The sequence below is a fragment of the Maritimibacter sp. HL-12 genome (genome assembly GCF_900177545.1).
Classification (GTDB): Bacteria; Pseudomonadota; Alphaproteobacteria; order Rhodobacterales; family Rhodobacteraceae; genus Sinisalibacter.
In genome coordinates this window covers 609,517-629,955 of sequence record NZ_FXBQ01000001.1, presented here as the reverse complement: position 1 = coordinate 629,955, position 20,439 = coordinate 609,517, and the positions used below count along the sequence as shown (strand labels likewise).

27 protein-coding genes are annotated in these 20,439 nt (G+C 64.0%); 23 read left to right on the top strand and 4 right to left on the bottom strand.

Features of this window, described 5'->3' with window-relative positions; all coding sequences use genetic code 11:
• Nucleotide 1 precedes the first annotated feature (1 nt).
• The 21 genes from B9Y97_RS03220 (at nucleotide 2) to B9Y97_RS03120 (ending at nucleotide 16,810) form a co-directional block, all read left to right on the top strand.
• On the top strand, nucleotides 2-334 hold the full coding sequence (locus tag B9Y97_RS03220) for a GPW/gp25 family protein (protein ID WP_085528072.1): 333 nt from the start codon (nucleotides 2-4) through the stop codon (nucleotides 332-334).
• Complete coding sequence (locus B9Y97_RS03215) at nucleotides 331-1,179, top strand: baseplate assembly protein (protein WP_085525405.1); 849 nt, start codon at nucleotides 331-333, stop codon at nucleotides 1,177-1,179. Before B9Y97_RS03220 ends, B9Y97_RS03215 begins: the two co-directional genes overlap by 4 nt.
• Before the next feature lie 2 nt (nucleotides 1,180-1,181).
• On the top strand, nucleotides 1,182-1,877 hold the full coding sequence (locus B9Y97_RS03210) for a phage tail protein I (RefSeq protein WP_176224278.1): 696 nt from the start codon (nucleotides 1,182-1,184) through the stop codon (nucleotides 1,875-1,877).
• Nucleotides 1,870-2,670 (top strand): hypothetical protein, encoded by an 801-nt coding sequence (locus B9Y97_RS03205; protein WP_085525403.1) that lies wholly within the window; start codon nucleotides 1,870-1,872, stop codon nucleotides 2,668-2,670. The genes B9Y97_RS03210 and B9Y97_RS03205 overlap by 8 nt, the downstream gene beginning before the upstream one ends.
• 56 nt (nucleotides 2,671-2,726) lie before the next feature.
• Nucleotides 2,727-3,113: a hypothetical protein gene (locus tag B9Y97_RS03200; protein WP_139828211.1), complete on the top strand. Its 387-nt coding sequence runs from the start codon at nucleotides 2,727-2,729 to the stop codon at nucleotides 3,111-3,113.
• Between the two features lie 49 nt (nucleotides 3,114-3,162).
• Nucleotides 3,163-4,347: a phage tail sheath C-terminal domain-containing protein gene (locus tag B9Y97_RS03195; protein ID WP_085525401.1), complete on the top strand. Its 1,185-nt coding sequence runs from the start codon at nucleotides 3,163-3,165 to the stop codon at nucleotides 4,345-4,347.
• Between the two features lie 14 nt (nucleotides 4,348-4,361).
• Nucleotides 4,362-4,862 (top strand): phage major tail tube protein, encoded by a 501-nt coding sequence (locus tag B9Y97_RS03190; RefSeq protein WP_085525400.1) that lies wholly within the window; start codon nucleotides 4,362-4,364, stop codon nucleotides 4,860-4,862.
• A 12-nt stretch (nucleotides 4,863-4,874) separates the two neighbouring features.
• On the top strand, nucleotides 4,875-5,180 hold the full coding sequence (locus B9Y97_RS03185) for a phage tail assembly protein (protein WP_085525399.1): 306 nt from the start codon (nucleotides 4,875-4,877) through the stop codon (nucleotides 5,178-5,180).
• A 20-nt stretch (nucleotides 5,181-5,200) separates the two neighbouring features.
• On the top strand, nucleotides 5,201-5,329 hold the full coding sequence (locus tag B9Y97_RS03180; RefSeq protein ID WP_085525398.1) for a GpE family phage tail protein: 129 nt from the start codon (nucleotides 5,201-5,203) through the stop codon (nucleotides 5,327-5,329).
• On the top strand, nucleotides 5,322-7,481 hold the full coding sequence (locus tag B9Y97_RS03175; protein ID WP_085525397.1) for a tape measure protein: 2,160 nt from the start codon (nucleotides 5,322-5,324) through the stop codon (nucleotides 7,479-7,481). Before B9Y97_RS03180 ends, B9Y97_RS03175 begins: the two co-directional genes overlap by 8 nt.
• Entirely contained in the window at nucleotides 7,471-7,869 is a 399-nt protein-coding gene (locus tag B9Y97_RS03170) for a phage tail protein (RefSeq protein WP_085525396.1), read from the top strand. The genes B9Y97_RS03175 and B9Y97_RS03170 overlap by 11 nt, the downstream gene beginning before the upstream one ends.
• Nucleotides 7,866-8,075: a tail protein X gene (locus tag B9Y97_RS03165; protein WP_085525395.1), complete on the top strand. Its 210-nt coding sequence runs from the start codon at nucleotides 7,866-7,868 to the stop codon at nucleotides 8,073-8,075. Before B9Y97_RS03170 ends, B9Y97_RS03165 begins: the two co-directional genes overlap by 4 nt.
• Complete coding sequence (locus B9Y97_RS03160) at nucleotides 8,075-9,040, top strand: phage late control D family protein (RefSeq protein ID WP_085525394.1); 966 nt, start codon at nucleotides 8,075-8,077, stop codon at nucleotides 9,038-9,040. Before B9Y97_RS03165 ends, B9Y97_RS03160 begins: the two co-directional genes overlap by 1 nt.
• The gene (locus B9Y97_RS03155) at nucleotides 9,037-9,525 is read left to right on the top strand and encodes a hypothetical protein (protein ID WP_085525393.1); all 489 of its coding nucleotides are present in this window, start codon (nucleotides 9,037-9,039) and stop codon (nucleotides 9,523-9,525) included. The genes B9Y97_RS03160 and B9Y97_RS03155 overlap by 4 nt, the downstream gene beginning before the upstream one ends.
• Nucleotides 9,526-9,658: 133 nt before the next feature.
• Entirely contained in the window at nucleotides 9,659-10,492 is an 834-nt protein-coding gene (locus B9Y97_RS03150) for a DNA adenine methylase (RefSeq protein WP_085525392.1), read from the top strand.
• 13 nt (nucleotides 10,493-10,505) lie between these two features.
• Nucleotides 10,506-11,264 carry a DUF5131 family protein gene (locus B9Y97_RS03145; protein ID WP_085525391.1) on the top strand — a complete coding sequence of 253 codons (759 nt, stop codon included), beginning with the start codon at nucleotides 10,506-10,508 and terminating at the stop codon, nucleotides 11,262-11,264.
• A 73-nt stretch (nucleotides 11,265-11,337) separates the two neighbouring features.
• Nucleotides 11,338-12,468, top strand: coding sequence for a three-Cys-motif partner protein TcmP (tcmP, locus tag B9Y97_RS03140; protein ID WP_085525390.1), 1,131 nt, complete (start codon nucleotides 11,338-11,340; stop codon nucleotides 12,466-12,468).
• A gap of 210 nt (nucleotides 12,469-12,678) precedes the next feature.
• Entirely contained in the window at nucleotides 12,679-12,966 is a 288-nt protein-coding gene (locus B9Y97_RS03135) for a co-chaperone GroES (RefSeq protein WP_085525389.1), read from the top strand.
• A 45-nt stretch (nucleotides 12,967-13,011) separates the two neighbouring features.
• Nucleotides 13,012-14,655, top strand: a complete 1,644-nt coding sequence (gene groL / locus B9Y97_RS03130) for a chaperonin GroEL (protein WP_085525388.1) — start codon at nucleotides 13,012-13,014, stop codon at nucleotides 14,653-14,655.
• A 179-nt stretch (nucleotides 14,656-14,834) separates the two neighbouring features.
• The gene (locus B9Y97_RS03125) at nucleotides 14,835-15,965 is read left to right on the top strand and encodes a DUF8173 domain-containing protein (RefSeq protein WP_085525387.1); all 1,131 of its coding nucleotides are present in this window, start codon (nucleotides 14,835-14,837) and stop codon (nucleotides 15,963-15,965) included.
• 71 nt (nucleotides 15,966-16,036) lie between these two features.
• The gene (locus B9Y97_RS03120) at nucleotides 16,037-16,810 is read left to right on the top strand and encodes a lipase family protein (RefSeq protein ID WP_085525386.1); all 774 of its coding nucleotides are present in this window, start codon (nucleotides 16,037-16,039) and stop codon (nucleotides 16,808-16,810) included.
• On the opposite strand, the gene B9Y97_RS03115 is transcribed toward B9Y97_RS03120, so the two are convergent.
• Genes B9Y97_RS03115 through B9Y97_RS03105 form a run of 3 tightly spaced genes read right to left on the bottom strand, consistent with a single transcriptional unit; the run spans nucleotide 16,801 to nucleotide 18,643 of the window.
• A complete protein-coding gene (locus B9Y97_RS03115; RefSeq protein WP_085525385.1) occupies nucleotides 16,801-17,886 on the bottom strand; it encodes a 5-(carboxyamino)imidazole ribonucleotide synthase in 1,086 nt (361 codons plus the stop codon). The genes B9Y97_RS03120 and B9Y97_RS03115 overlap by 10 nt on opposite strands.
• The gene (purE, locus tag B9Y97_RS03110; RefSeq protein ID WP_085525384.1) at nucleotides 17,879-18,367 is read right to left on the bottom strand and encodes a 5-(carboxyamino)imidazole ribonucleotide mutase; all 489 of its coding nucleotides are present in this window, start codon (nucleotides 18,365-18,367) and stop codon (nucleotides 17,879-17,881) included. The genes B9Y97_RS03115 and purE overlap by 8 nt, the downstream gene beginning before the upstream one ends.
• Nucleotides 18,368-18,424: 57 nt before the next feature.
• Entirely contained in the window at nucleotides 18,425-18,643 is a 219-nt protein-coding gene (locus tag B9Y97_RS03105) for a YdcH family protein (RefSeq protein ID WP_085525383.1), read from the bottom strand.
• A 166-nt stretch (nucleotides 18,644-18,809) separates the two neighbouring features.
• Here B9Y97_RS03105 and B9Y97_RS03100 point away from each other — a divergent pair, with 166 nt between their 5' ends.
• Together B9Y97_RS03100 and B9Y97_RS03095 are read left to right on the top strand one after the other, a co-directional pair.
• A complete protein-coding gene (locus tag B9Y97_RS03100) occupies nucleotides 18,810-19,223 on the top strand; it encodes an Hsp20 family protein (protein WP_085525382.1) in 414 nt (137 codons plus the stop codon).
• Nucleotides 19,224-19,264: 41 nt separating this feature from the next.
• Entirely contained in the window at nucleotides 19,265-19,492 is a 228-nt protein-coding gene (locus B9Y97_RS03095) for a DUF1150 family protein (RefSeq protein ID WP_085525381.1), read from the top strand.
• 66 nt (nucleotides 19,493-19,558) lie between these two features.
• Here B9Y97_RS03095 and B9Y97_RS03090 read toward each other — a convergent pair whose 3' ends face one another.
• Complete coding sequence (locus B9Y97_RS03090; RefSeq protein ID WP_085525380.1) at nucleotides 19,559-20,428, bottom strand: ion transporter; 870 nt, start codon at nucleotides 20,426-20,428, stop codon at nucleotides 19,559-19,561.
• Between the last annotated feature and the right edge of the window lie 11 nt (nucleotides 20,429-20,439).

Sequence of the window (20,439 nt, the reverse complement as noted above, 5' to 3'; positions counted from 1 at the left end):
GATGGATCGGCATAGGGGGCTTTCGCTCGACGGTGACGCGCACCTGACGCAGTCGATCGGCGACATCCTGTCGACGCCGATCGGCAGCCGCGTGCTGCGGCGCGACTACGGGTCCAACCTGCCGCGCCTGATCGATGCCCCGATCAACGGCGAGACCGTGATTGACCTGTATCTTGCCTCCGCCGAAGCGATCGAGAAGTGGGAGCCGAGGTTCAGATTGAGCCGGGTCCAGATCGCGGGCGCCGGATCCGGTCAGGTCGATCTGGCGCTCTTGGGCAGCGTTGATGAGGGCGTTGAAACCACCTTGAACCTCACCATGCGAGGTGTCGCATGACCGGCTTTTCCGCCATCGACCTGGCCACGCTGCCCACGCCGGAGGTGATCGAGCAGCTGGATGCGGAAGCGATCATCGCCGCGCTCAAGGCGGATGTCGCCGCCCGCGCGCCCGAGGTGGCCGCCGCGCTTGATCTTGAGAGCGAGCCGATCATCAAGATCCTCGAGGCCGCCGCCTACCGCGAGCTGCTCTTGCGTGGCCGCGTGAACGATGCCGCTCGCGCTGTGATGCTGGCCACGGCCACGGGGGCGGGGCTGGAAAATCTCGCCGCGCTCCTGGGCGTCGTGCGCCTGGCTGGCGAGACCGACGACGATCTGCGCGGGCGGATCCAGCTCTCGCTTGAGGGTTTCTCGACGGCTGGACCGGTGGGGGCCTACGCCTACCACGCGCTTGCGGCGCATGCGGATGTGAAGGACGTGGCCGTTGACAGCCCGACGCCCGGCGAAGTGCGGGTGACGGTGCTGTCACGCGACGGTGACGGCGTGCCAGGACAAGAGGTGCTCGACGCGGTTGCGGCCGCGCTCAACGCCGATGACGTCCGCCCGCTGTGCGATACCGTCGAGGTCGAGGCGGCGACCGTGACCTCCTACCAGGTCACCGCCGAGATGGATCTGGCGCCCGCCACAAACGAGGCCGATGTGCTCGCGACCGCCGAGGCGGCGGTGGAAGCCTATGTTGCGGCCCAGCACGCGCTGGGCGCGCAGGTCAGCCTCTCCGGTCTGTATGCCGCGCTGCATCGACCCGGCGTTGACCTCGTAGACCTCACCGCACCGGTGGCAACCATCACCGCCGGGCCGCGCGAAGCGCCGTATTGTACCGCCATCACGCTCACGGTGGCCGCATGAGCATGATGCAAACCATCCTGCCACCCAACCGCACCGACGCCGAGGAGGCGCTCGATCTCGCCGTCGCCGCCCGCATCGAGGGCGTGCCGGTGCCGGTGGCCACTCTCTGGGATCCGGAAACCTGCCCGGCCTCGCACCTGCGCCACCTCGCCTGGGCTCTTTCCGTCGAAGATTGGGATGAGGAATGGCCGGAGGCCACCAAGCGCGCGGTGATAGCGGCGTCGGTGGATGTGCATCGGAAGAAGGGCACGCCGGCCGGGGTGCGCGCCGCAATGACCGCGATGGGCTATGGCAGCGCCGAGATCGTGGAGGCGAGTGACTATCCGCAGCTCGGCGGGCCGTCCGTCACCGGCGCCAGGTATCCGCTCGGGCGGTTGTGGCGGCTGGGCGACGCGGGAATGGCGCTGGGGCCGGCACCCCGCGCGACGCGGGAGCGCGCCCGGCCATTGGGGCGGGCGTGGCGGTTGGGAAAGCCCGGCCATTGGGCCGAGTATCTCGTCCGCGTTTACCAGGTGATCTCCAAGGCTGATGCGGACGCGCTTGCGTCCCGCCTGGCCAAGGTGGCGCCCGCGCGCTGCCGTTTGAGCGCTATCGTGTTCGCCGGCGTGCGGCACGAGCTGGGTGCCGGTGTGTGGGCTCTCGGTCAGAACATCCCGCTCGGCGGGTCATATATCTACGAGGACATTGCAAATGGTTAACGTGGCGACGGTCAACAATCTGCCGATCGAGACGGGCGATCAGGCTATCTGGCCCGACGGCATCGTGATGCAGGAGGACGGATGGTGGCCGACAGGTGGCCCCGTCGAGCCGGAAAACGATGGCGGGCTTCAAAACTGGCAGGCCCTGCAACTCGGGCAGCGCACCGAATGGCTGCGCTTCCAGCTCGGCGGCCTCGGTGGCACCGCGAATTCTTCGGCGGATATCGACGCGCTGGATGCGACTGGCATGGTCGAGATCACCTCGGCGGCCACCGGCAACCCGGCACCGGGTTACGCAGGCGCGCTGGTCCACACCGAGGGCACGGGCGGCAAGGCGCGCCAGCTCTGCGTGTCGGATGATGGTTGGGTTTATTCGCGGTTGCGCACGGACGCGGTGCCAACTTGGACGGAATGGACCAAGATCACCCCGGACATTGCCCCCATGAGCGCGGGGGATAGCTTTACAGGAGTGGTCAACTCGGCGTCACACTCGAGCAACAGTTGGGCGACCGCCCAGACCTTTGATGGCCTGTCTAGCGGACTATGGATCGTGACTGTCTCGGCCGGTGTTACCGGGACTGTTGCCGCTCAGGCGCGACTATCGCGGTCGGACGGCGCCAGCAATGTATCTGCCTCCGCGGGATACGAAGTCTTCTCGCCCAGCCTCTCCCAAACCGGGTCTATGATCATCGACGGGCACGACGTGAATTTACAGACCGCTCGAAACGACTCCGCTGGCATCGCGGAATTGCGAACAATAACTGCTTACGGCTTCAAAGTAAGGGATCTGTGATGGACCATTTCCAAAATGTGCACGACGTGGTTCGGGCCACCTTCGGAGAGGACAGTGTGATCCTTGCCGACGGCTCAATCAAGCTGGTGACAAGTGATCGGATTTTGAGCGCCGACGAACTCGATCAGGTATTACCCAAAAGTGATGATCTGCGCCTGAGCGCGGCCAAAGCCGAATGCCGCGCGCGCATCTACGCGCATGCATCCGCCGAGGCGCAAATGAACATGGCGACGGCGGCGGCGATTGCGTCCGGCGTGCCCGAGCCCGACCGCAGCCCGGACCAGGTGTCCCTGCTCGCGGGCGTCACCGCCGCGCTCGAATGGGTCGCGGCGATGCGGGCCACCGCCGCCGCGCTCGCCGAAAACCCCGACGCCGATATCACCGCCGATGCGTCCTGGCCCCCGGTGCCCCCCGAGGCCGCTGCCGTGGCGGCGATGTTCTGAAGGAGAACGCTGATGTTGCTATCGACCATCTTCAACCAAGGAGGCTCCAATGCCTGACTATTTCCTGCACGGCTGCGAGGTCACGGAGGTCGATGACGGCCTGCGCCCGATCCGCACGGTGAAGTCCTCGATCATCGGGTTCGTAGGCACGGCCCCGGACGCCGATGAGGCCGTGTTCCCTGCGGACACGCCGGTTCTGATTACCGGCCCGCGCATGGCCGCCTCGCTGGGCGCCGGCGGCACCCTGAAAGACGCCTATACTGCCGCCTATCGCGAACAGGCTGCGGCAGTGATCGTCATCCGCGTCGAGGAAGGCCTAGACGCCGCTGCGACCGAAGCCAACGTGGTCGGCGACGAAACGCTGCAAACCGGCTGCTGGGCGCTGCTGACCGCGCAGGCTCTCACCGGCCAGACGCCGAAGCTGCTGGCCGCGCCCGGGCATACGAAACCGACCGACCCGGCGGTGAAGAACCCCGTGGCGGTGGCGTTGACGAGCATCGTCGATCAGCTCATGGCCTTTGGTTACATCGAGAGCCCGAACACCAACGAAGCCGACGCGATCGCCTACGAGGGGCTTTTCGGCAGCCAGCGGCTCGCGATCGTCGACCCCCATGTGCTCGTCTACGACACCACTCTGGCCGATTATGTCAGCCGTCCCGGGTCTGCCGTGGTTGCCGGGATCCAGTCGCGCGTCGATGGCGAGCGGGGGTTCTGGTGGGGCGCGTCTAACCAGCTTGCAAAGGGTATCGCAGGCACGTCGCGTCCGATCGGCTACAAGCTCAGCGATCCGAACACCGAGGCCAATCGCCTCACCGAGCACGGCATCATCACCTTCGTACGCGACGAGGGGTTCCGCGCCTGGGGCAACCGGTCCACCTCGGACGATCCCCTCTGGGCGTTCTACGCCGTCCGGCGCACGGCCGACATGGTCTATGAGAGTGTCGAGAGCGCCCACCGCTGGGCGATGGACCGGCCGTTCTCGGTGCAGCTGCTCCTCGATATCCGCGACAGCGTGCAGGCCTACATCAACCAGCTCGTTGCCCGCGGTGCCCTCCTGGGCGGCAAGGTCTGGATCGACCCCGAGCTCAACACCGAAGCCGATCTGAAGGCCGGCAAGCTCACCATCGACTTCGACATCGAGCCGCCCGCTCCGCTCGAACACCTCACCTTCCGCGCCCACCGCGAGGGTTCCTACTACGAGGAACTGGTCGCGGAGGTCGTGGCAACCGCCTAAGGAGGACCTGACAGATGGCCTACCCCCGCAAGATCCGAAACTTCAACGCCTTCGTCGATGGCGTGAGCTACTTTGGTCGGCTCACCGAGGGCACTCTTCCGCAGGTCAAGATCCAGACCGAGGCGCACCGTGGTGCAGGCCAGGACGGTCCTGTCGGCATCGACATGGGCACCGAGGGCATGACCGCCGATCTGACCTTCGCCGAGTGGCCGGTCGATGTGATGAAGATGCTCGGTACCGTCCAGCGCTTCGTGTTCCGGCCCGCCGCCGCCTCGGCCGAAGGCGGCGGCGACGCCGATACCATCATCGCGACTGTGAGCGGTCTGATCACCGCGCCGGAAGTCGGTACGCTCAAGCCGGGTGAGGGATCCAACCTCAAGCTCGCTATGGACGTCCGCTATTACCGGCTGGAGATCAACGGCGATGAGATCTGGGAGATCGATCTTGCCGCCGGGATCCGCAAGGTCGGCGGTGTTGACCAACTCGCCGAGATCCGCCGCGCAATGGGCATTTAAGGAGGGCTTGAAATGCACGATGAAGGCACTGTGCGGCTGCTTCAGCCAATCAAGCGGGGCGATGAGGAGATCCGCGAAGTGGCGATCCGAATTCCGTCCGTGGGGGCGCTTCGCGGGTTGAAGCTCACCAACGTGTTGCAGATGGACGTGAACGCGCTGAGCGTCCTTCTGCCGCGTATTTCCCAACCCGCTCTGCTGCCGGACGAGGTCGCCGGGCTGGACCCGGCCGACTTCATGACCCTCGCGGCGCGGGTGGTCGGTTTTTTTATGACCCCGGAAGCGAAGGCCGAGGCGGAGGCGGAGCTGCGCCTCAACTAGTCGAGGATGTGGAGGAGGCGATGGCGAACATCGCCGTCGTCTTCCACTGGCCGCCTTCGGAGATGGTCGACATGAGCCTCGAAGAGCTGAGCCGCTGGCACGAACTGGCACTTGACCGCGCGCCGAAAACGGACGGACCCGATGAGTGATCTGAACATCGAACTGATCCTGAAGCTCGTCGACAAGGCGACGGCCCCGGCGCGCAAGGCGATGCAGGCGATCGAGCGTATCGGGGGGCAGGGCATGATGCGGCATGCCCAGACCGTCACCCGTGGCGCGCGGATGATGAAGTCCGGTCTCGGGGATGTCGGTACCGCGGCGAGGCGGGGCAGCACGATGATGGTGGCCTATACCGGCGCGGTCACCGCGCTGGGCCTTGCCCTGCTCGGGCCGTCACGACAGTTCGAGAAATTCCAGACGATCCTCACGACCACCGAGGGCTCCGCCGAGGCGGCGAAGGCCGCGATGGGCTGGGTCGAGGAGTTCGCGGTCAAGACGCCCTACGAGCTCGATGGGGTCATGGACGCCTTCGTGAAGCTGCGCGCCTACGGGCTGGATCCGACCAACGGGCTCCTTCAGACCCTCGGCGACACCTCTGCGGCGATGGGAAAGCCGCTGATCCAGGCGGTGGAGGCGGTGGCCGACGCGGTGACCGGGGAGAACGAGCGGCTCAAGGAGTTCGGGATCAAGGCAGCGAAGGTGGGCGATTACATCGAATACGCCTACACGCTCGACGGACAGTCGAAAACCATGCGCGCCCTGGCGAGCGACCGGGCGGCGATCGAGGCAACGCTCACGGAAATCTTCGACGCGAAGTTCGCAGGCTCCATGGAGAACCTGTCGAACACCTTCGACGGCATGCTCTCCAACGTTGCCGACCACTGGGCCAAGTTCCAGCGGATGATCATGGCGAGCGGCGCGTTCGAGTTTCTCAAGGGCGAGCTGCGCGCGCTCCTCGATCTGCTCGACGAGATGGCGGCCGACGGGCGGCTGCAGGCGATGGCCGAGGTGGTCGGCGATCACATCCTGGCGGTGCTTCGCGGCATCAAGGCGTTCGGTGTCGGGGCATGGGAGGTGTGGCAGGAGCTCTATCCCTGGCTGGAGGCAACGGCGGCGCTGCTCGGCGGGTGGGAGAACCTCGCCTGGTTCGCGGCGGCGCTGCTGATGGGGAAGGTGGTGCTCGGGCTCGTGCTTGGCTTTGCAAAGCTGGGCCTCGGCCTCTTGCTCGTTGGCAAAGGCCTTTTCAAACTGACTGGTGCCGCGCGCCTCAGCGCGTTCGCGCTGAGGATGGTGGGCCGCGCACTCCTCTGGCTCGGCCGCGCGGCGCTTTTCACCCCGATCGGATTGACCATCGCCGCCATCGCCGGGGGGGCCTGGCTGATCTATTCGAACTGGGATGGCATCACCGCCTGGTTTCGCGATCTCTGGGCCGATGTCGAGGACACCTTCGGTGGCTTTGGCACGTTCCTCACCGGCGTGTTTCAGCGCGACAGCGACCTTGCCGTTGAAGGCGTGAAGCGCAGCTGGGGCGGGCTGAAGAATGCCATGCTCAAGTACTACGGGCTGATCTCGTTTCCGCTCCGGCTGGTCTGGGAGGGTGTGATCAAGCCGGTGATGGACAAGCTCGGGGTCACCGACGCGATCGAGCGGGGATGGGAGGCGTTGAAGAACACGTTCGACACCGTGCTCTCGGCGATCGGGGGTTTCTTTTCCGACAACTGGGACACCTCGATCAAACCGGTGATCGACCTGCTGATCGCAACCAACCCGATCGCCGCCGCCTGGGAAGTTGCGCGCGCGGCGCTCGGGCCGATCCTCGACGCCATCGGTGCGATGTTCTCGCGGCTTGGCGGGATTGTCGCGCCGGTGGTTGCCGCCCTCAAGACGGCGGCCACCTTCGATCCGGTCGGGATGTCGCCCGCACAGAGTGCCGCCATGACGGCCGGGATGAGCCGCCAGGCCACCGACTATCCCTACAGCCCCCATTATGCAGGCGAGCCGATCACGCCGGGCGGGCAGCGCGCGCTTGGTGGCCCCGTGCGGGCCGGGTTCCTCTATGCGATCAACGAGGAGGGCCAGGAGTTTTTCGAGCCCGCGACCGACGGACGGGTGGTATCGGCCCGCACCTTGCGGGCGGGCGGCGCGGCGGGCGGGGGCAGCTTCAGCATCGGCGACATCCACATCCACGCTACTCCGGGCCAGTCGGCCGAAGAGATCGCGCGCTCGGTGATGCGGCGGATCGAGAAGAAGGCCCGCGCCGCAGGTTTCGCGCTGCACGACGGAGGGGCCTATGCTCGGTGATCTGGTGATGATGGCGCTCGGGCTGTTTCGGTTCGGGGCATCGGCCCCGAGCCATCAGATTGCGCGGCGGAGCTCGTCATGGCGCTGGGAACCGGTGCCACGCCTGGGGGTGCCCGAGGGCCTGCAGTACCTCGGCCCCGGTGAGGATATCATCACCCTCGAAGGGGTCATCTACCCGCATTTTTCCGGTGGTCTGCGGCAGGTCGACCGGATGCGGGCCATGGCCGGAGCTGCAGTGCCGACACCGATGATGCTGGTCGACGGCGGGGGCTGGGTCTGGGGCCTGTGGGTGATCCAGAACATCGAGGAGACCAAGAGCTTCCTCATGGCCGACGGCGCGCCGCGAAAGATCGAGTTCACCATCACGCTTAGGGCCTATCACGGATGAAGACCTACCGCACACGCCAGGGCGACATGCTGGATGCAATCTGCAAGGCCGAACTTGGTTCGCAGCACCATGTTCCCGCCGTGCTCGCTGCAAACCCTGGTCTTGCGGCTCTGGGGCCGATCTACGAGCCCGGGCAGATTATCGTCCTGCCGGAGGTGGAGGAACCGGTTGACACCGGCGTCTTGCGGCTCTGGGGGCGCGGCTGATGCATCCCAAACACAAGATCACGATCGACGGCAACGCCTTTGCCGCCGCCGCGCGGCTCCTGATGGTAGAGGTGACGGACGACGACGGCGACGGGGCCGACCGCGTGGAGATCACGCTCGACGATGCAGGCGGTGTGCTGGAGATCCCCGAACGCGGCGCAATGATCGACGTCTCGCTCGGCTACCGCGAAACCGGGCTCACCTGGCTGGGCAGTTTTGCGCTCGACGGGGTGAGCGGCGAAGGCCCGGTGCGCACGATGACGATTACCGGCACCGCCGCCGATATGGCCGGTCCGCTGCGCGCGCCGAAGTCGCGCGCGTGGGAGGAGAAAACCCTGTCCGACATCGTTGGCCAGATCGCGAGCGAGGCCGGGCTGTCTCCGACGGTTGAAGCCGGGATCGGCGCGACCTTCTACCCGTTTCTCGCGCAGACCGCCGAGAGCGATCTTCATTTCCTGACCCGCCTCGCGGCGGAACTTGACGCCATTGTCAAACCCGCTGCGCAGAAGCTGGTAGTGGTGCCCAAGAACGAAGGGATCAATGCCGAGGGCGAGCCGATTGTGCCGATCCGTGTGGTCCCGGTAGGGATTTCGGACTGGACCTGGCAGCTCGAGGAACGGGGCAACTACGGCACCGTGGAGGCAGAGTGGCGCGACATCGAGGCGGGAGAGACCCGCAAGGTCACCGCTGGTGACGAGAAGCCGGTGAAACGGCTTCGCCACGTCTATGCCACCGAGGCCGAGGCGGCGAGGGCGGCCGAGGCCGAGCTGAAGCGCGCACAGCGCGAGGCGGTGACGCTCAACGTGACGCTGGCCTACTTCAATCCCGCCGCTTTCGCCGGGGGGACGGCCATCATCGCCCGCCTCAAGCCCGGGTTCGAGGGCGAGTGGTACATCAAGCGCGTCACCCACCGCATGCCACCGCTGGTGACCGAACTTGAGCTCAAGAAGGGGGTGCCGGCATGAGCCGCGTGGGCCTAGCCTTCTATTGCGGCACCGGAAAGTTGACGGACCGGCTGGTTCGCAGTTCGACGCGGTCGCCCTACAGCCATGTCGAGCTGGTGGACTGGGGAACGATCGAGAAATCCGATTGCGGGCTTCACCGGCAGGGAAGGGCGATCTCGGCCTCCTGGCGCGATGGCGGCGTGCGCGAAAAGCGGATTATTTTTCACTCGAACCGATGGGCCATGATGCCGCTTTCTCCTTGGTATCCGCCCGCTGCCTTCTCGATTGCGCGGGCCGAACTGGGCGCAGGATACGATCTGCCGGGTATCGTGTTCAGCCAGGTATTCAGAGCCCGCCGCCAGATCCCCGATCGGTGGTTCTGCTCCGAGCTTTGCGCCCACGCGCTTGGTCTCGCCGCGCCTTACACCCTCGCCCCTGGCGATCTCGCCTTGCGGGCCTCCGAATTGAACATGGCCTTTAAACGGGGCCTTCAAGCCTCCGGTTAACGGGAGGCCAGGGGGTGCACCAACACCCCCCGACACGGGGCCGAAGTTCCACCCACGACCCCGCCGACCCACAGTGCTTCAAGGCCGCTCCCTCCCTCGCGAGGGAGGGGCAGATTGAGGCGATTCGAGCATTATGGAAAGCTCCCCCCTGACCCCGGTCACCCCGGTGAAACCCGTCGCGCCCTGGCTCGGCGGCAAACGCAACCTGGCCAAGAGGATCGTGAAGATCCTCGATGGCATTCCCCACCAGGTCTACGCCGAGCCGTTCCTCGGAATGGGCGGTGTGTTTCTGCGGCGGACATCGCGTCCGCGTTCCGAAGTCATCAACGACTACAGCCGCGACGTGGCAAACCTGTTTCGCATCCTGCAGCGCCACTACCCGCAGTTCCTCGACACGCTTCGTTTTCAGCTGACGACCCGAACGGAGTTCAACCGACTGGTCGACACCAACCCGGACACGCTGACCGATCTGGAGCGCGCCGCCCGGTTCCTCTACCTCCAGCGGACGGCCTTCGGCGGAAAGGTTTCCGGGCGGAACTTCGGTGTTTCGAAAGACCGCCCCGCGCGGTTCAACCTCACCACGCTGGAGCCTGACCTCGAAGACCTGCACACGCGCCTCTCCGGCGTGGTGATCGAGTGCCTCGGCTACGCCGAATTCATTGCCCGCTATGACGGCCCGGGAACGCTGTTCTACCTCGATCCGCCCTATTGGGGGAACGAGAACGACTACGGCAAGGACATGTTCGGAAGGGAGGATTTCGCACGCCTCGCCCAGCAGCTCGCCGCGATCGAAGGGCGGTTCCTCATGTCGATCAACGACCTCCCGGAGGTGCGTGAGCTGTTCGGCCGGTTCGAGCTGGCCGAGGTGCAGACGAGCTACACGGTGAGCGGAAAGAGCGGGAGCCGGGGGAAGGTGGGGGAGCTGTTGGTGACAAGCCCTTCGATATCTGATTCAATGACCCGTTGAAGGGGAGTTCGATATGGCCCAAAATTCTACGATTGAATGGACCGATGCGACCTGGAACCCGGTCACGGGTTGCACCAAGATCGGTCCTGGCTGTGACAATTGCTACGCCGAGAGGTTTGCCGAACGTTGGCGCGGCGTTCCCGGCCACCCCTACGAACAAGGGTTTGATCTGACCCTTTGGCCAAACCGTCTTGCTCAACCCGCTCAGTGGAAAAAGCCGCGGATGATCTTCGTAAATTCGATGAGCGATCTATTTCACAAAGAGATTGACCGGAGCTATATTGATCGGGTTTTTGCCGTGATGGAGAGCGCTGACTGGCATGTCTACCAAGTGCTTACGAAGCGAAGCTCTCTCATGCTCGACTATGTCGAAAAACGCTACGCGGGTGGAGGGGTGCCCGACCATATTTGGCTTGGGGTTTCGGTTGAAGATCGAGCCCACCGCAGTCGTATCGAGCACCTGCGCCGCATCAACTCCCGGGCACGTTTCATCTCCTTTGAGCCACTCCTCGGGCCGATCGGCGACGTTGACCTGGCTGGGGTGGCTTGGGCAATTGTTGGGGGCGAGAGCGGACCGCGGGCGCGCCCGATGCACCCATCGTGGGCTACTGAGATCCGCGACATATGCCAGCGCGATGACGTCGCCTTTTTCTTCAAACAGTGGGGGGGGGCACGGCCGAAATCGGGCGGGCGCCTGCTCGACGGTGAGGAGTGGAACGGGTTCCCGACGCATATTGTTCCCGAACCGATCCTCGATGCCCTCCGCTCTTGAACTCTGTACCGAGGATTGCCGAATCAACGACCGGTTGTTCTACTTGCCTCTAATTCAGTCGCGGGGGAGGTAGATGGGCGATTTTTACAGGGATCGGGAGCAGACCGAAGCGAAGCATGCACTACTCAGGAGGTACCTCGAAAACTTCGCACACAAGGTGGTCCGGACATATGGCAGTATTGACTATGTCGACGCGTTTTGTGGCCCCTGGGAAGAGCGCGATGCCGAAGGCCTAAGCGATACATCAATCGCCATCGCTCTATCGAATTTGCAGAGCGTGGCTGAGACCTTGCCGGGCGACAGAAAGACGGCCATTCGGTGTATCTTTAACGAAAAGAACAAGCAGTCTTTTGCCAGGTTGGAGGCGTTCATCGATTCGGCACGGGATAAATATCCCCTCCTTGAAATCCACACCCTAAACGGGGTTTTCGAGGACAATGTGGCGAAGATCAAAAGGCTGGCGACGAACAAATTCATGCTCTTGTTCGTTGATCCGACGGGGTGGAGCGGGTTTTCCCCGGATGCACTGAAGGCTCTATCGGGTCAGCGAAACTCCGAAATCATGATCAACTTCATGCGGAGCTTCGTTGAACGCTTTCTATGCCCGCCGGTTCCGGAACAAGCTGATCGTCTCAGGGAACTGCTAGGTGCAGAGAGATCCCAGCGCCTTGCTGGCAAACGCATCCCGATCACAGAGATCGAGGAGGAGCTGACACGGGTTCTGAAGGAAGATTTGGGTTTTCGTTTTGCTGCCAGTTCGCCAATCCACAACCCGGATCGCAATCAGATCCATTTTCAGATGTTCTACGGCACGCATCATCCTGCCGGGATGGAAGTGATGCGCCAGGCGGAGTTCAAGGCGCTATCCCAACACGACCAGAGTCGCTTTAACAAGGCCCAAGACCCCCAGCAGCCCGACTTCCTTGCCGGGTTAGTCGATGTTGAAGGACCTTATCTGCGTGAACGTCGACAGCACCTGAAGGGTCTTCGCTCGGCGATACTGGAACGGCTTGATCATTCGTCGCACAATCTCAAGTTCTCAACCTTGCGGGCTGGTATTCAAGAACAGCTTTTTCTGCGCGGAAAAGAAATTGGCGACGCAGTCATAGCACTCGCTGCGGAAGGGCTCGTTGAGCCAACGTGGAAAACTCGAGGGGGGAAGCGGCCGATCGATGATGACCTGATGCGCCGACGCTCTGGTTGACAGCACCATCTAGTCGATTGCCAAAAATCACTTGCTGCAACTTCTCGTGTCAATCACTGCAAAACCTTTTGGCGAGCTACACTCCAGTCCAGAAATTTTTCCCGGCCTGCGCTGTTGACAGCCCCGGCGCGTCTGCCTAGCTAAGCGTCGTTAGCACTCGCCTCCGGTGAGTGCCAAGACCCAGGATAACCGAGTTGAGGAGCCTCAGAAATGGCATTTACTCCCCTGCATGATCGTGTGCTCGTTCGTCGCCTCGAAGGCGAAGAGAAAACCGCTGGCGGCCTGATCATCCCCGACACTGCCAAGGAAAAGCCCGCCGAGGGCATTATCGTGGCCGTGGGCGCTGGCGCGCGCGACGACGACGGCGACCGCATCCCGATGGATGTGAAGGAAGGCGACAAGATCCTTTTCGGCAAGTGGTCGGGCACCGAGGTGACCGTTGACGGCACCGAGATGCTGATCATGAAGGAATCCGACATCATGGGCATCATCGCCTGATTGTCGGACCGGATTTCAAACCAATAGAACACAGGAGCTAGGAACATGGCGAAAGAAGTCAAGTTCGGCAACGATGCCCGCACCAAGATGCTGCGCGGCGTGAACGTCCTCGCCGATGCGGTGAAAGTGACCCTCGGCCCCAAAGGCCGCAACGTGGTCCTCGACAAGTCCTTCGGCTCGCCGCGCATCACCAAGGACGGTGTGACGGTTGCCAAGGAAATCGAGCTTGAAGACAAGTTCGAGAACATGGGCGCCCAGATGGTGAAGGAAGTCGCTTCCCGCACCAACGACGAAGCCGGCGATGGCACCACCACCGCCACCGTGCTTGCCCAGGCGATCGTGAAGGAAGGCCTGAAGGCCGTTGCCGCCGGCATGAACCCGATGGACCTCAAGCGCGGCATCGACCTTGCCACCAGCCGCGTCGTGGAAGCGATCAAGGCGGCGGCGCGTGACGTGACCGATTCCGACGAAGTTGCGCAGGTTGGCACGATTTCGGCGAACGGCGAGGCCAACATCGGCCGCTTCATTGCCGATGCGATGCAGAAAGTCGGCAACGAGGGCGTGATCACCGTAGAAGAAAACCGCGGCATGGAAACCGAGGTCGAAGTCGTCGAAGGCATGCAGTTCGACCGCGGTTACCTTTCGCCCTACTTCGTGACCAACCCCGACAAGATGCTCGCCGAGCTCGAGGATTGCTACATCCTGCTGCACGAGAAGAAACTCTCGTCGCTGCAGCCGATGGTGCCGCTGCTCGAACAGGTGATCCAGAGCCAGAAACCGCTCCTCATCATTGCCGAGGACGTGGAAGGCGAGGCGCTGGCCACGCTCGTGGTCAACAAGCTGCGTGGCGGCCTGAAGATCGCTGCCGTCAAGGCGCCTGGCTTCGGTGACCGCCGCAAGGCCATGCTGCAGGACATCGCGATCCTGACCGGCGGCCAGGTGATCTCGGAAGATCTCGGCATGAAGCTCGAGAGCGTCACCATGGACATGCTCGGTACCGCCAAGTCGATCACCATCTCGAAGGAAGAGACAACGATCGTCGATGGCCACGGCGACAAGGCCGAGATCGAGGCGCGCGTCGCCCAGATCCGCACCCAGATCGAGGAAACCACCTCCGATTACGACAAGGAAAAGCTGCAGGAGCGGGTTGCCAAGCTCGCCGGCGGTGTCGCCGTGATCCGTGTTGGCGGGATGACCGAGGTCGAGGTGAAAGAGCGCAAGGACCGTGTTGACGACGCGCTCAACGCAACCCGTGCGGCGGTTCAGGAAGGCATCGTCGTCGGCGGTGGCGTGGCACTGGTGCAGGCCGCCAAGAAGCTCGAAGGTCTGGCGGGCGACAACTCCGACCAGGCCGCCGGGGTCGCCATCGTGCGCCGCGCTCTGGAAGCCCCGCTGCGCCAGATCGCCGATAACGCCGGTGTCGATGGTGCCGTGGTCGCGGGCAAGATCCGCGAGTCGGACGATCTCAGCTTCGGCTTCAACGCCCAGACCGAAGAATATGGCGACATGTTCAAGTTCGGCGTGATCGACCCGGCCAAGGTGACCCGCACCGCGCTGGAAGACGCGGCCTCGATCGCCGGTCTGCTGATCACCACCGAAGCGATGGTTGCCGACCTTCCCGCCAAGGAAGGTGCCGGTGGCGCCGGCGGCGGCATGGGCGACATGGGCGGCATGGGCGGCATGATGTAAGCGCCTCCGGCGGGCTTTGCCTGCCGGGCCTTCGCTCAAATGCAAGACCGGGAAGGGGCCGCCAGCACGCGGCCCCTTTTCCCTGTTTTTCGGGCGAAAACATTTTTGCCCATCCGTCTTACAAATGACATGGCAAACGCCTATGTTAACGTGAGTAACATTAATTCGGGGGTAGACCCATGCTGCGTGCAATCATTCCCTTTCTTTTCATAGCGCTCGCCACGCCCGTCTTCGCTCAGGATGTGGCCGATTGGCGGTTCGGCGGCGATGCCTTCCTTGCCGGGCGCAGCGTGACCCTTTCGGGTGATGCGGTGGGCGATCTTTTCGCGGCGGGCGACAAGGTGACATCGAGCTCGGAAGTCGAAGGCTCGGCCCACATGGCCGGGCGCTACGTCACGCTCACCAGCCGGGTTGGCGAGAATTTCTACGGTGCCGGGATGGAAGTCGATATCGAGGCCCCGGTTGCCGGGAACGTCACCATCATGGGCCAGCGGTTGACGGTTGCCGAGCCGGTATCGGGCAACCTGCGGGCCACCGGATCGCGTGTCCGGCTCACTGCCCCGGTGGCCGGCAATGCGCTGATCGCGGGCGAGACGGTGGACGTGAGCGCCTCGATCATGGGTGATCTCGCGCTGGCCACCCCGGATGTGAGCTGGGGCGAGGCCGCGACGGTGGCGGGCGAGGTGCATGTCTACACCGACGACCCCGACAGCATCGAGGTGCCCGAGCGGGTGGCCTCGGCGGATCGTGTCACCTTCCACCCGGCACGCGCCTTCGATTCGGACGACGGCGATGCACAGGACGAACGCCCCGGTTTCCTGACCCGGCTGCGGGGCTGGCTCGGCGGGATTCTCGCGGTGGGTCTTCTTGGCACGCTGTTCGCGGCGATCGCGCCGAAACAGCTCGCCGCCCTGCGCGAGCGCGTGCTCGACCGTCCATGGCGCACCGGGCTTCTCGGCTTTGCCGGGCTGTCGGCGCTGGTCGGTTCCGTCGTCTTCCTCGCCATGACCGGGATCGGCATCGTGGTGATCCCCTTCGCACTGATTGCGGCGGTCCTGCTGGGGATCGGCGGTTACGTGGTCGGCACCTATTCGCTTGGTGTCTGGGTTACCGCCGTGGCCGGCCGACCGATGCCGAAATCGACCGGAGACCGGGCGCTTGCGGCCTTTTCCGGTGCGGCGATCGGTGCGCTGATCGGCCTGATCCCGTGGCTTGGCTGGCTCGCTGTGATGGCGATCTTCCTCGTCGGTGCCGGGGCTGTGGTGGTGCGGATCACCCGCCCGGCCTTCGGGGTTGAGCCGTCGGTATGAGTTTGGCGGGCGCGCGCCGACCCTTTGCGCGCGCCCGTTCCCTTGCCTGCCACCACGTCTATCTGTCACGCATGACCCGCCTCGCTGCCGTTCTCCTTCTCGCGCTCCCGGTTCTCGCCCCGCTCCCCGCTCAGGCCCGGGAGGGGGAATGCGTGGTGCTTCTGCACGGGCTCGCCCGCACCGCGGCGTCGATGCGGGTGATGGAAGAGGCACTGGTGCAGCTTGGCTACGAAGTGGTGAACGAGGGCTACCCTTCGACGGAAGCGACGGTCGAGGAGCTTGTTGACCTTGCCGTGCCCGGCGCAGTGCAGAAATGCGGCGGAAAGACCACGCATTTCGTCACCCATTCGATGGGGGGTATTCTCGCCCGTGTCTGGTTGCGCGATTTTCGCCCGCCCAACATGGGCCGCGTGGTGATGCTTGCGCCGCCCAACCAGGGGTCGGAACTTGTCGATGCTTTCAGCGAATACCAACTCGGCGATTTCGGGCCCTTTGAGTGGCTCAACGGCCCGGCAGGGCTGGAACTGGGCACGGACCCGGATTCGGTTCCGCGCACCGCCGGTCTGCCGGCCTTCGAACTTGGGGTGATCGCGGGAAACCAGTCGATGAACCCGGTGTTCTCGGCCCTGATCGAAGGCGAGGACGATGGCAAGGTTTCGGTCGAGAGCACCAAGGTTGCCGGCATGGCCGACCATATCGTGCTGCCGGTCACGCATACCTTCACCATGGTCAGCCCGCTGGTGATCGCGCAGGTGGTGACCTTTCTCGAAACCGGGCGTTTCGATGAAAATCTCGACTACGGCGACGTGCTCGACAGGATCCGCAAGGAAGCCGGTTACGAGTGATCCAGCGCCGGGCCGGTGATCCGGTTGACGTGGCCCATCTTGCGGCCCGGCTTGGCCTCGGCCTTGCCGTAGAGATGCAGGGCATTGGCCGGGTCGGCGGCGAGCGCGGGCACGCGCGCCATGTCGTCGCCGATCAGGTTTTCCATCACGACGTTCGCATGGCGCCTGCCATCGCCGAGCGGCCAGCCCGCGACTGCCCGGATGTGCTGCTCGAACTGGTCGATCACGCAGCCGTTCTGGGTCCAGTGGCCCGAATTGTGGACCCTTGGTGCGATTTCGTTGACCACAAGCCCCGCGGCGGTGACAAAGAATTCCACACCCATGACGCCAACGTAATCGAGCTTTTCGGCGATGGTTTGCGCTGCCTGCATCGCGGCTTTCGCGCGGGCATCGTCGACCGCGGCCGGCACCGTGGTTGTCGCGAGGATGCCGCCCTTGTGCACGTTCTCGCCGGGATCGAAACAGGCCACCGCGCCGTCGAGCCCGCGCGCCACGATCACGCTCACCTCGCGCTCGAAGTCGATGAAGCCTTCGAGAATCGCGGGTGCCTCGCCGATGGTTTTCAGCGCCTCGGCGGCATCATCGCCGGTGCCGAGCCGGGCCTGGCCCTTGCCGTCGTAACCGAGCCTGCGGGTTTTCAGGATCGCGGGGGCGCCTATGGCTGTGAGGGCCGCCAACAGATCTGGTGCGCTGTCGACCGGCGCATGGGGGGCGACGGTGAGACCGCAGCTTTCGATGAAACCTTTCTCGGTCAACCGATCCTGGCTGATCCGCAGCGCCTCGCGGTTGGGGCGGATCGGGGCAAGTTTTTCAAGGATGTCGAGCGCATCGGTCGGGATGTTCTCAAACTCGTAGGTGATGACATCGACGCTCTCGCCGAAGGCCCTGAGTGCGGCTTCGTCATCATAGGGCGCGGTGGTAACACGGTCGGCGACATGGCCCGCCGGCGGGTTGGCACCGGGCTCGAAGATATGGGTTTTCAGACCAAGCCGCGACGCTGCAACCGAGAGCATGCGGCCAAGCTGGCCGCCGCCAAGGATGCCGATGGTGGCACCGGGGGCGAGGGGATCAGTCATCTTGCGGCTCGTTGGGAATCGAGGCCGAGAGCGCCGCGCGCCACGCGTCGAGGCGTTCGGCCAGCGCGGGATCGCCAAGCGCAAGGATGCCAGCCGCCATCAGCCCGGCATTGGCTGCACCCGCCGCGCCGATCGCCATGGTGGCGACCGGGAAGCCCTTGGGCATCTGCACTATGGAATAAAGACTGTCGACGCCCGAAAGCGCCTTCGTCTGCACCGGCACTCCGATCACCGGAACGCGGGTCTTCGAGGCCATCATGCCGGGCAGATGCGCCGCGCCGCCCGCACCGGCGATGATGACATGCAGGCCCCGGCCGGCAGCCGTCTTGCCATAGTCCCAGAGCCGGTCGGGGGTGCGATGGGCGGAGACAATGCGCGCCTCGTAGGCAACGCCAAGCTCGTCAAGAATGCCGGCGGCTTCCTTCATCGTGGGCCAGTCTGACTGGCTGCCCATGATGATCCCCACTTTCACGTCTGACATAGGCGCCTCGCTGTCGGGCCGGTGCTTGGAAGCGGCGTTTTACGCGCAAACCCGTGGTCACGCAATGATATCGGGGGTGAGCTTGTCTTCGATCCGGGCGATCTTGTCTTTCAGCGCGAGTTTCTGCTTTTTCAGGCGCTGGATCGTGAGCTGGTCGGCGGTTGCGCGGTCTTGCAATGCGACGATCGCTTCGTCGAGATCGCGATGCTCGCGTTTGAGCACTTCAAGCTCCACCCGCAAGACATCCTCGGTTTTCATTTCTTCGGCATTGGACATCGAACCTGAGTCGCTTTCTGCACAGTTGCAATAACTTAGCGCCGCGCTCTCGAACCACCAAGCCTTTTGCGCCCCTTGCAGCCGGAAGGCCCTCTCCCCATATTTTCGGTGTGGGCCGCCGAAAGCGGGGCGCACACGACAGGTCGCTTATGACAAGGACGTGGACATGACGAAACTGACGCTGGGCACACACCCGTTCCTGCTCGGGTTCGACCAGCTCGAGCGGATGCTCGAACAGGCCGAAAAATCCGGAACGGAAGGCTACCCGCCTTTCAACATCGAACAGGTGAGTGAACGTGCCTACCGGATCACCCTCGCGGTGGCCGGGTTCGCACAGGACGATCTCTCGCTCACGGTGGAAGATCGCAAGCTCGTGGTGCGCGGGCGCAGTCCGAAGACGGATGAGAGCCGCGTGTTCCTGCACCGTGGTATCGCGGCGCGCCAGTTCATGAAGAGCTTCGTTCTGGCCGATGGTGTCGAGGTCAAGGGGGCCGCGACCGAGAACGGTTTGCTGCACATCGACCTTGAGCGCGCCGAGCCGGAAAAGATCGTGAAGTCGATCCAGATCCGCAAAGGGTGAGCCCATCGGGGACGCCCGCCCAAGTGAGGAAGGAGAGCGTTATGGATGTGAAATACAAGGCTTTGCCGGAGAGCGAAGACCGGATCGTCTACGTCCGCGAAGTGGCGGTTGAGGATCTGCCCGAAGAGGTGCGTCGCGAAGTCGGCGGCCTCAAGAAGCTCTACGCCGTGCATTCGGCCGAAGGCGAGCGGCTGGCGCTGGTGCGCGACCGCGAAATGGCTTTCGTGCTGGCACGCCAGAACGATTTTGCGCCGGTCACGGTGCACTGAAGATCATCTTGCCACGTTGGCCCGGCGCAGAGCGCGGGCCGGGCCACGGGCGGTTTTCTACTTGTCTCAATCCCCCTTTGCGTGCCTGAGTTGGCCGATTTCGCGGCGCAGCGCCGCGAGTTCCGCAAGGATCTCTGCCTGGGCGTCGGCCGAGGCGGCTTCGGGGGTATTCTCGGCATCCTCGACCGCGTGCTGGCGCTGCATCGCATCGACCACGATCCCGATGAACAGGTTGAGCACGGTGAAGGATGTGACGAGGATGAAGGGCACGAAGTAGAGCCAGGCGAAGGGGTAGATCTCCATCACCGGCCGCACGATCCCCATCGACCAGCTTTCCAGCGTCATGATCTGGAACAACGAGTAGAACGACGCGCCGATGCTGCCGAAGAATTCGGGGAACGACGCCCCGAAGAGCTTGGTGGCCATGACCGCGAAAACATAGAACACCAGCATCAACAATCCGACGATCGAACTGATACCAGGGATTGAGGTCAGCAGGGCCACCACGACGCGGCGCATCGAGGGCACCGCCGAGACCAGCCGCAACACCCGCAGGATGCGCAGGGCACGCAAGACCGAGAGCGGGCCGGTTGACGGCATCAGCGCCACGCCGACGATGATGAAGTCGAACAGGTTCCATGGATCGCGGTGAAACCGGGTGCGGTAGACAACAAGTTTGGTGAGAACCTCGGCCGCAAAAATCCCAAGCACGATCTTGTCGAAGGCAAGCAGTTGCGGGCCGATCAAGGCCATGACGCGCGGGCTTGTTTCCAGCCCGAGCGTGATTGCATTGACCATGATCAGCACGATGATCGCGGTCTGGAACCAAGACGATTCCAGAACCGCCTGAACCTTTCCGAGCGGGCCGGGTTGACGCGGTGGAATCTGCCGCAGATCGCCGTCTGCGGATTGCGGTTCCACGTTGCTCTTGTCCATTCTTCTCCGAC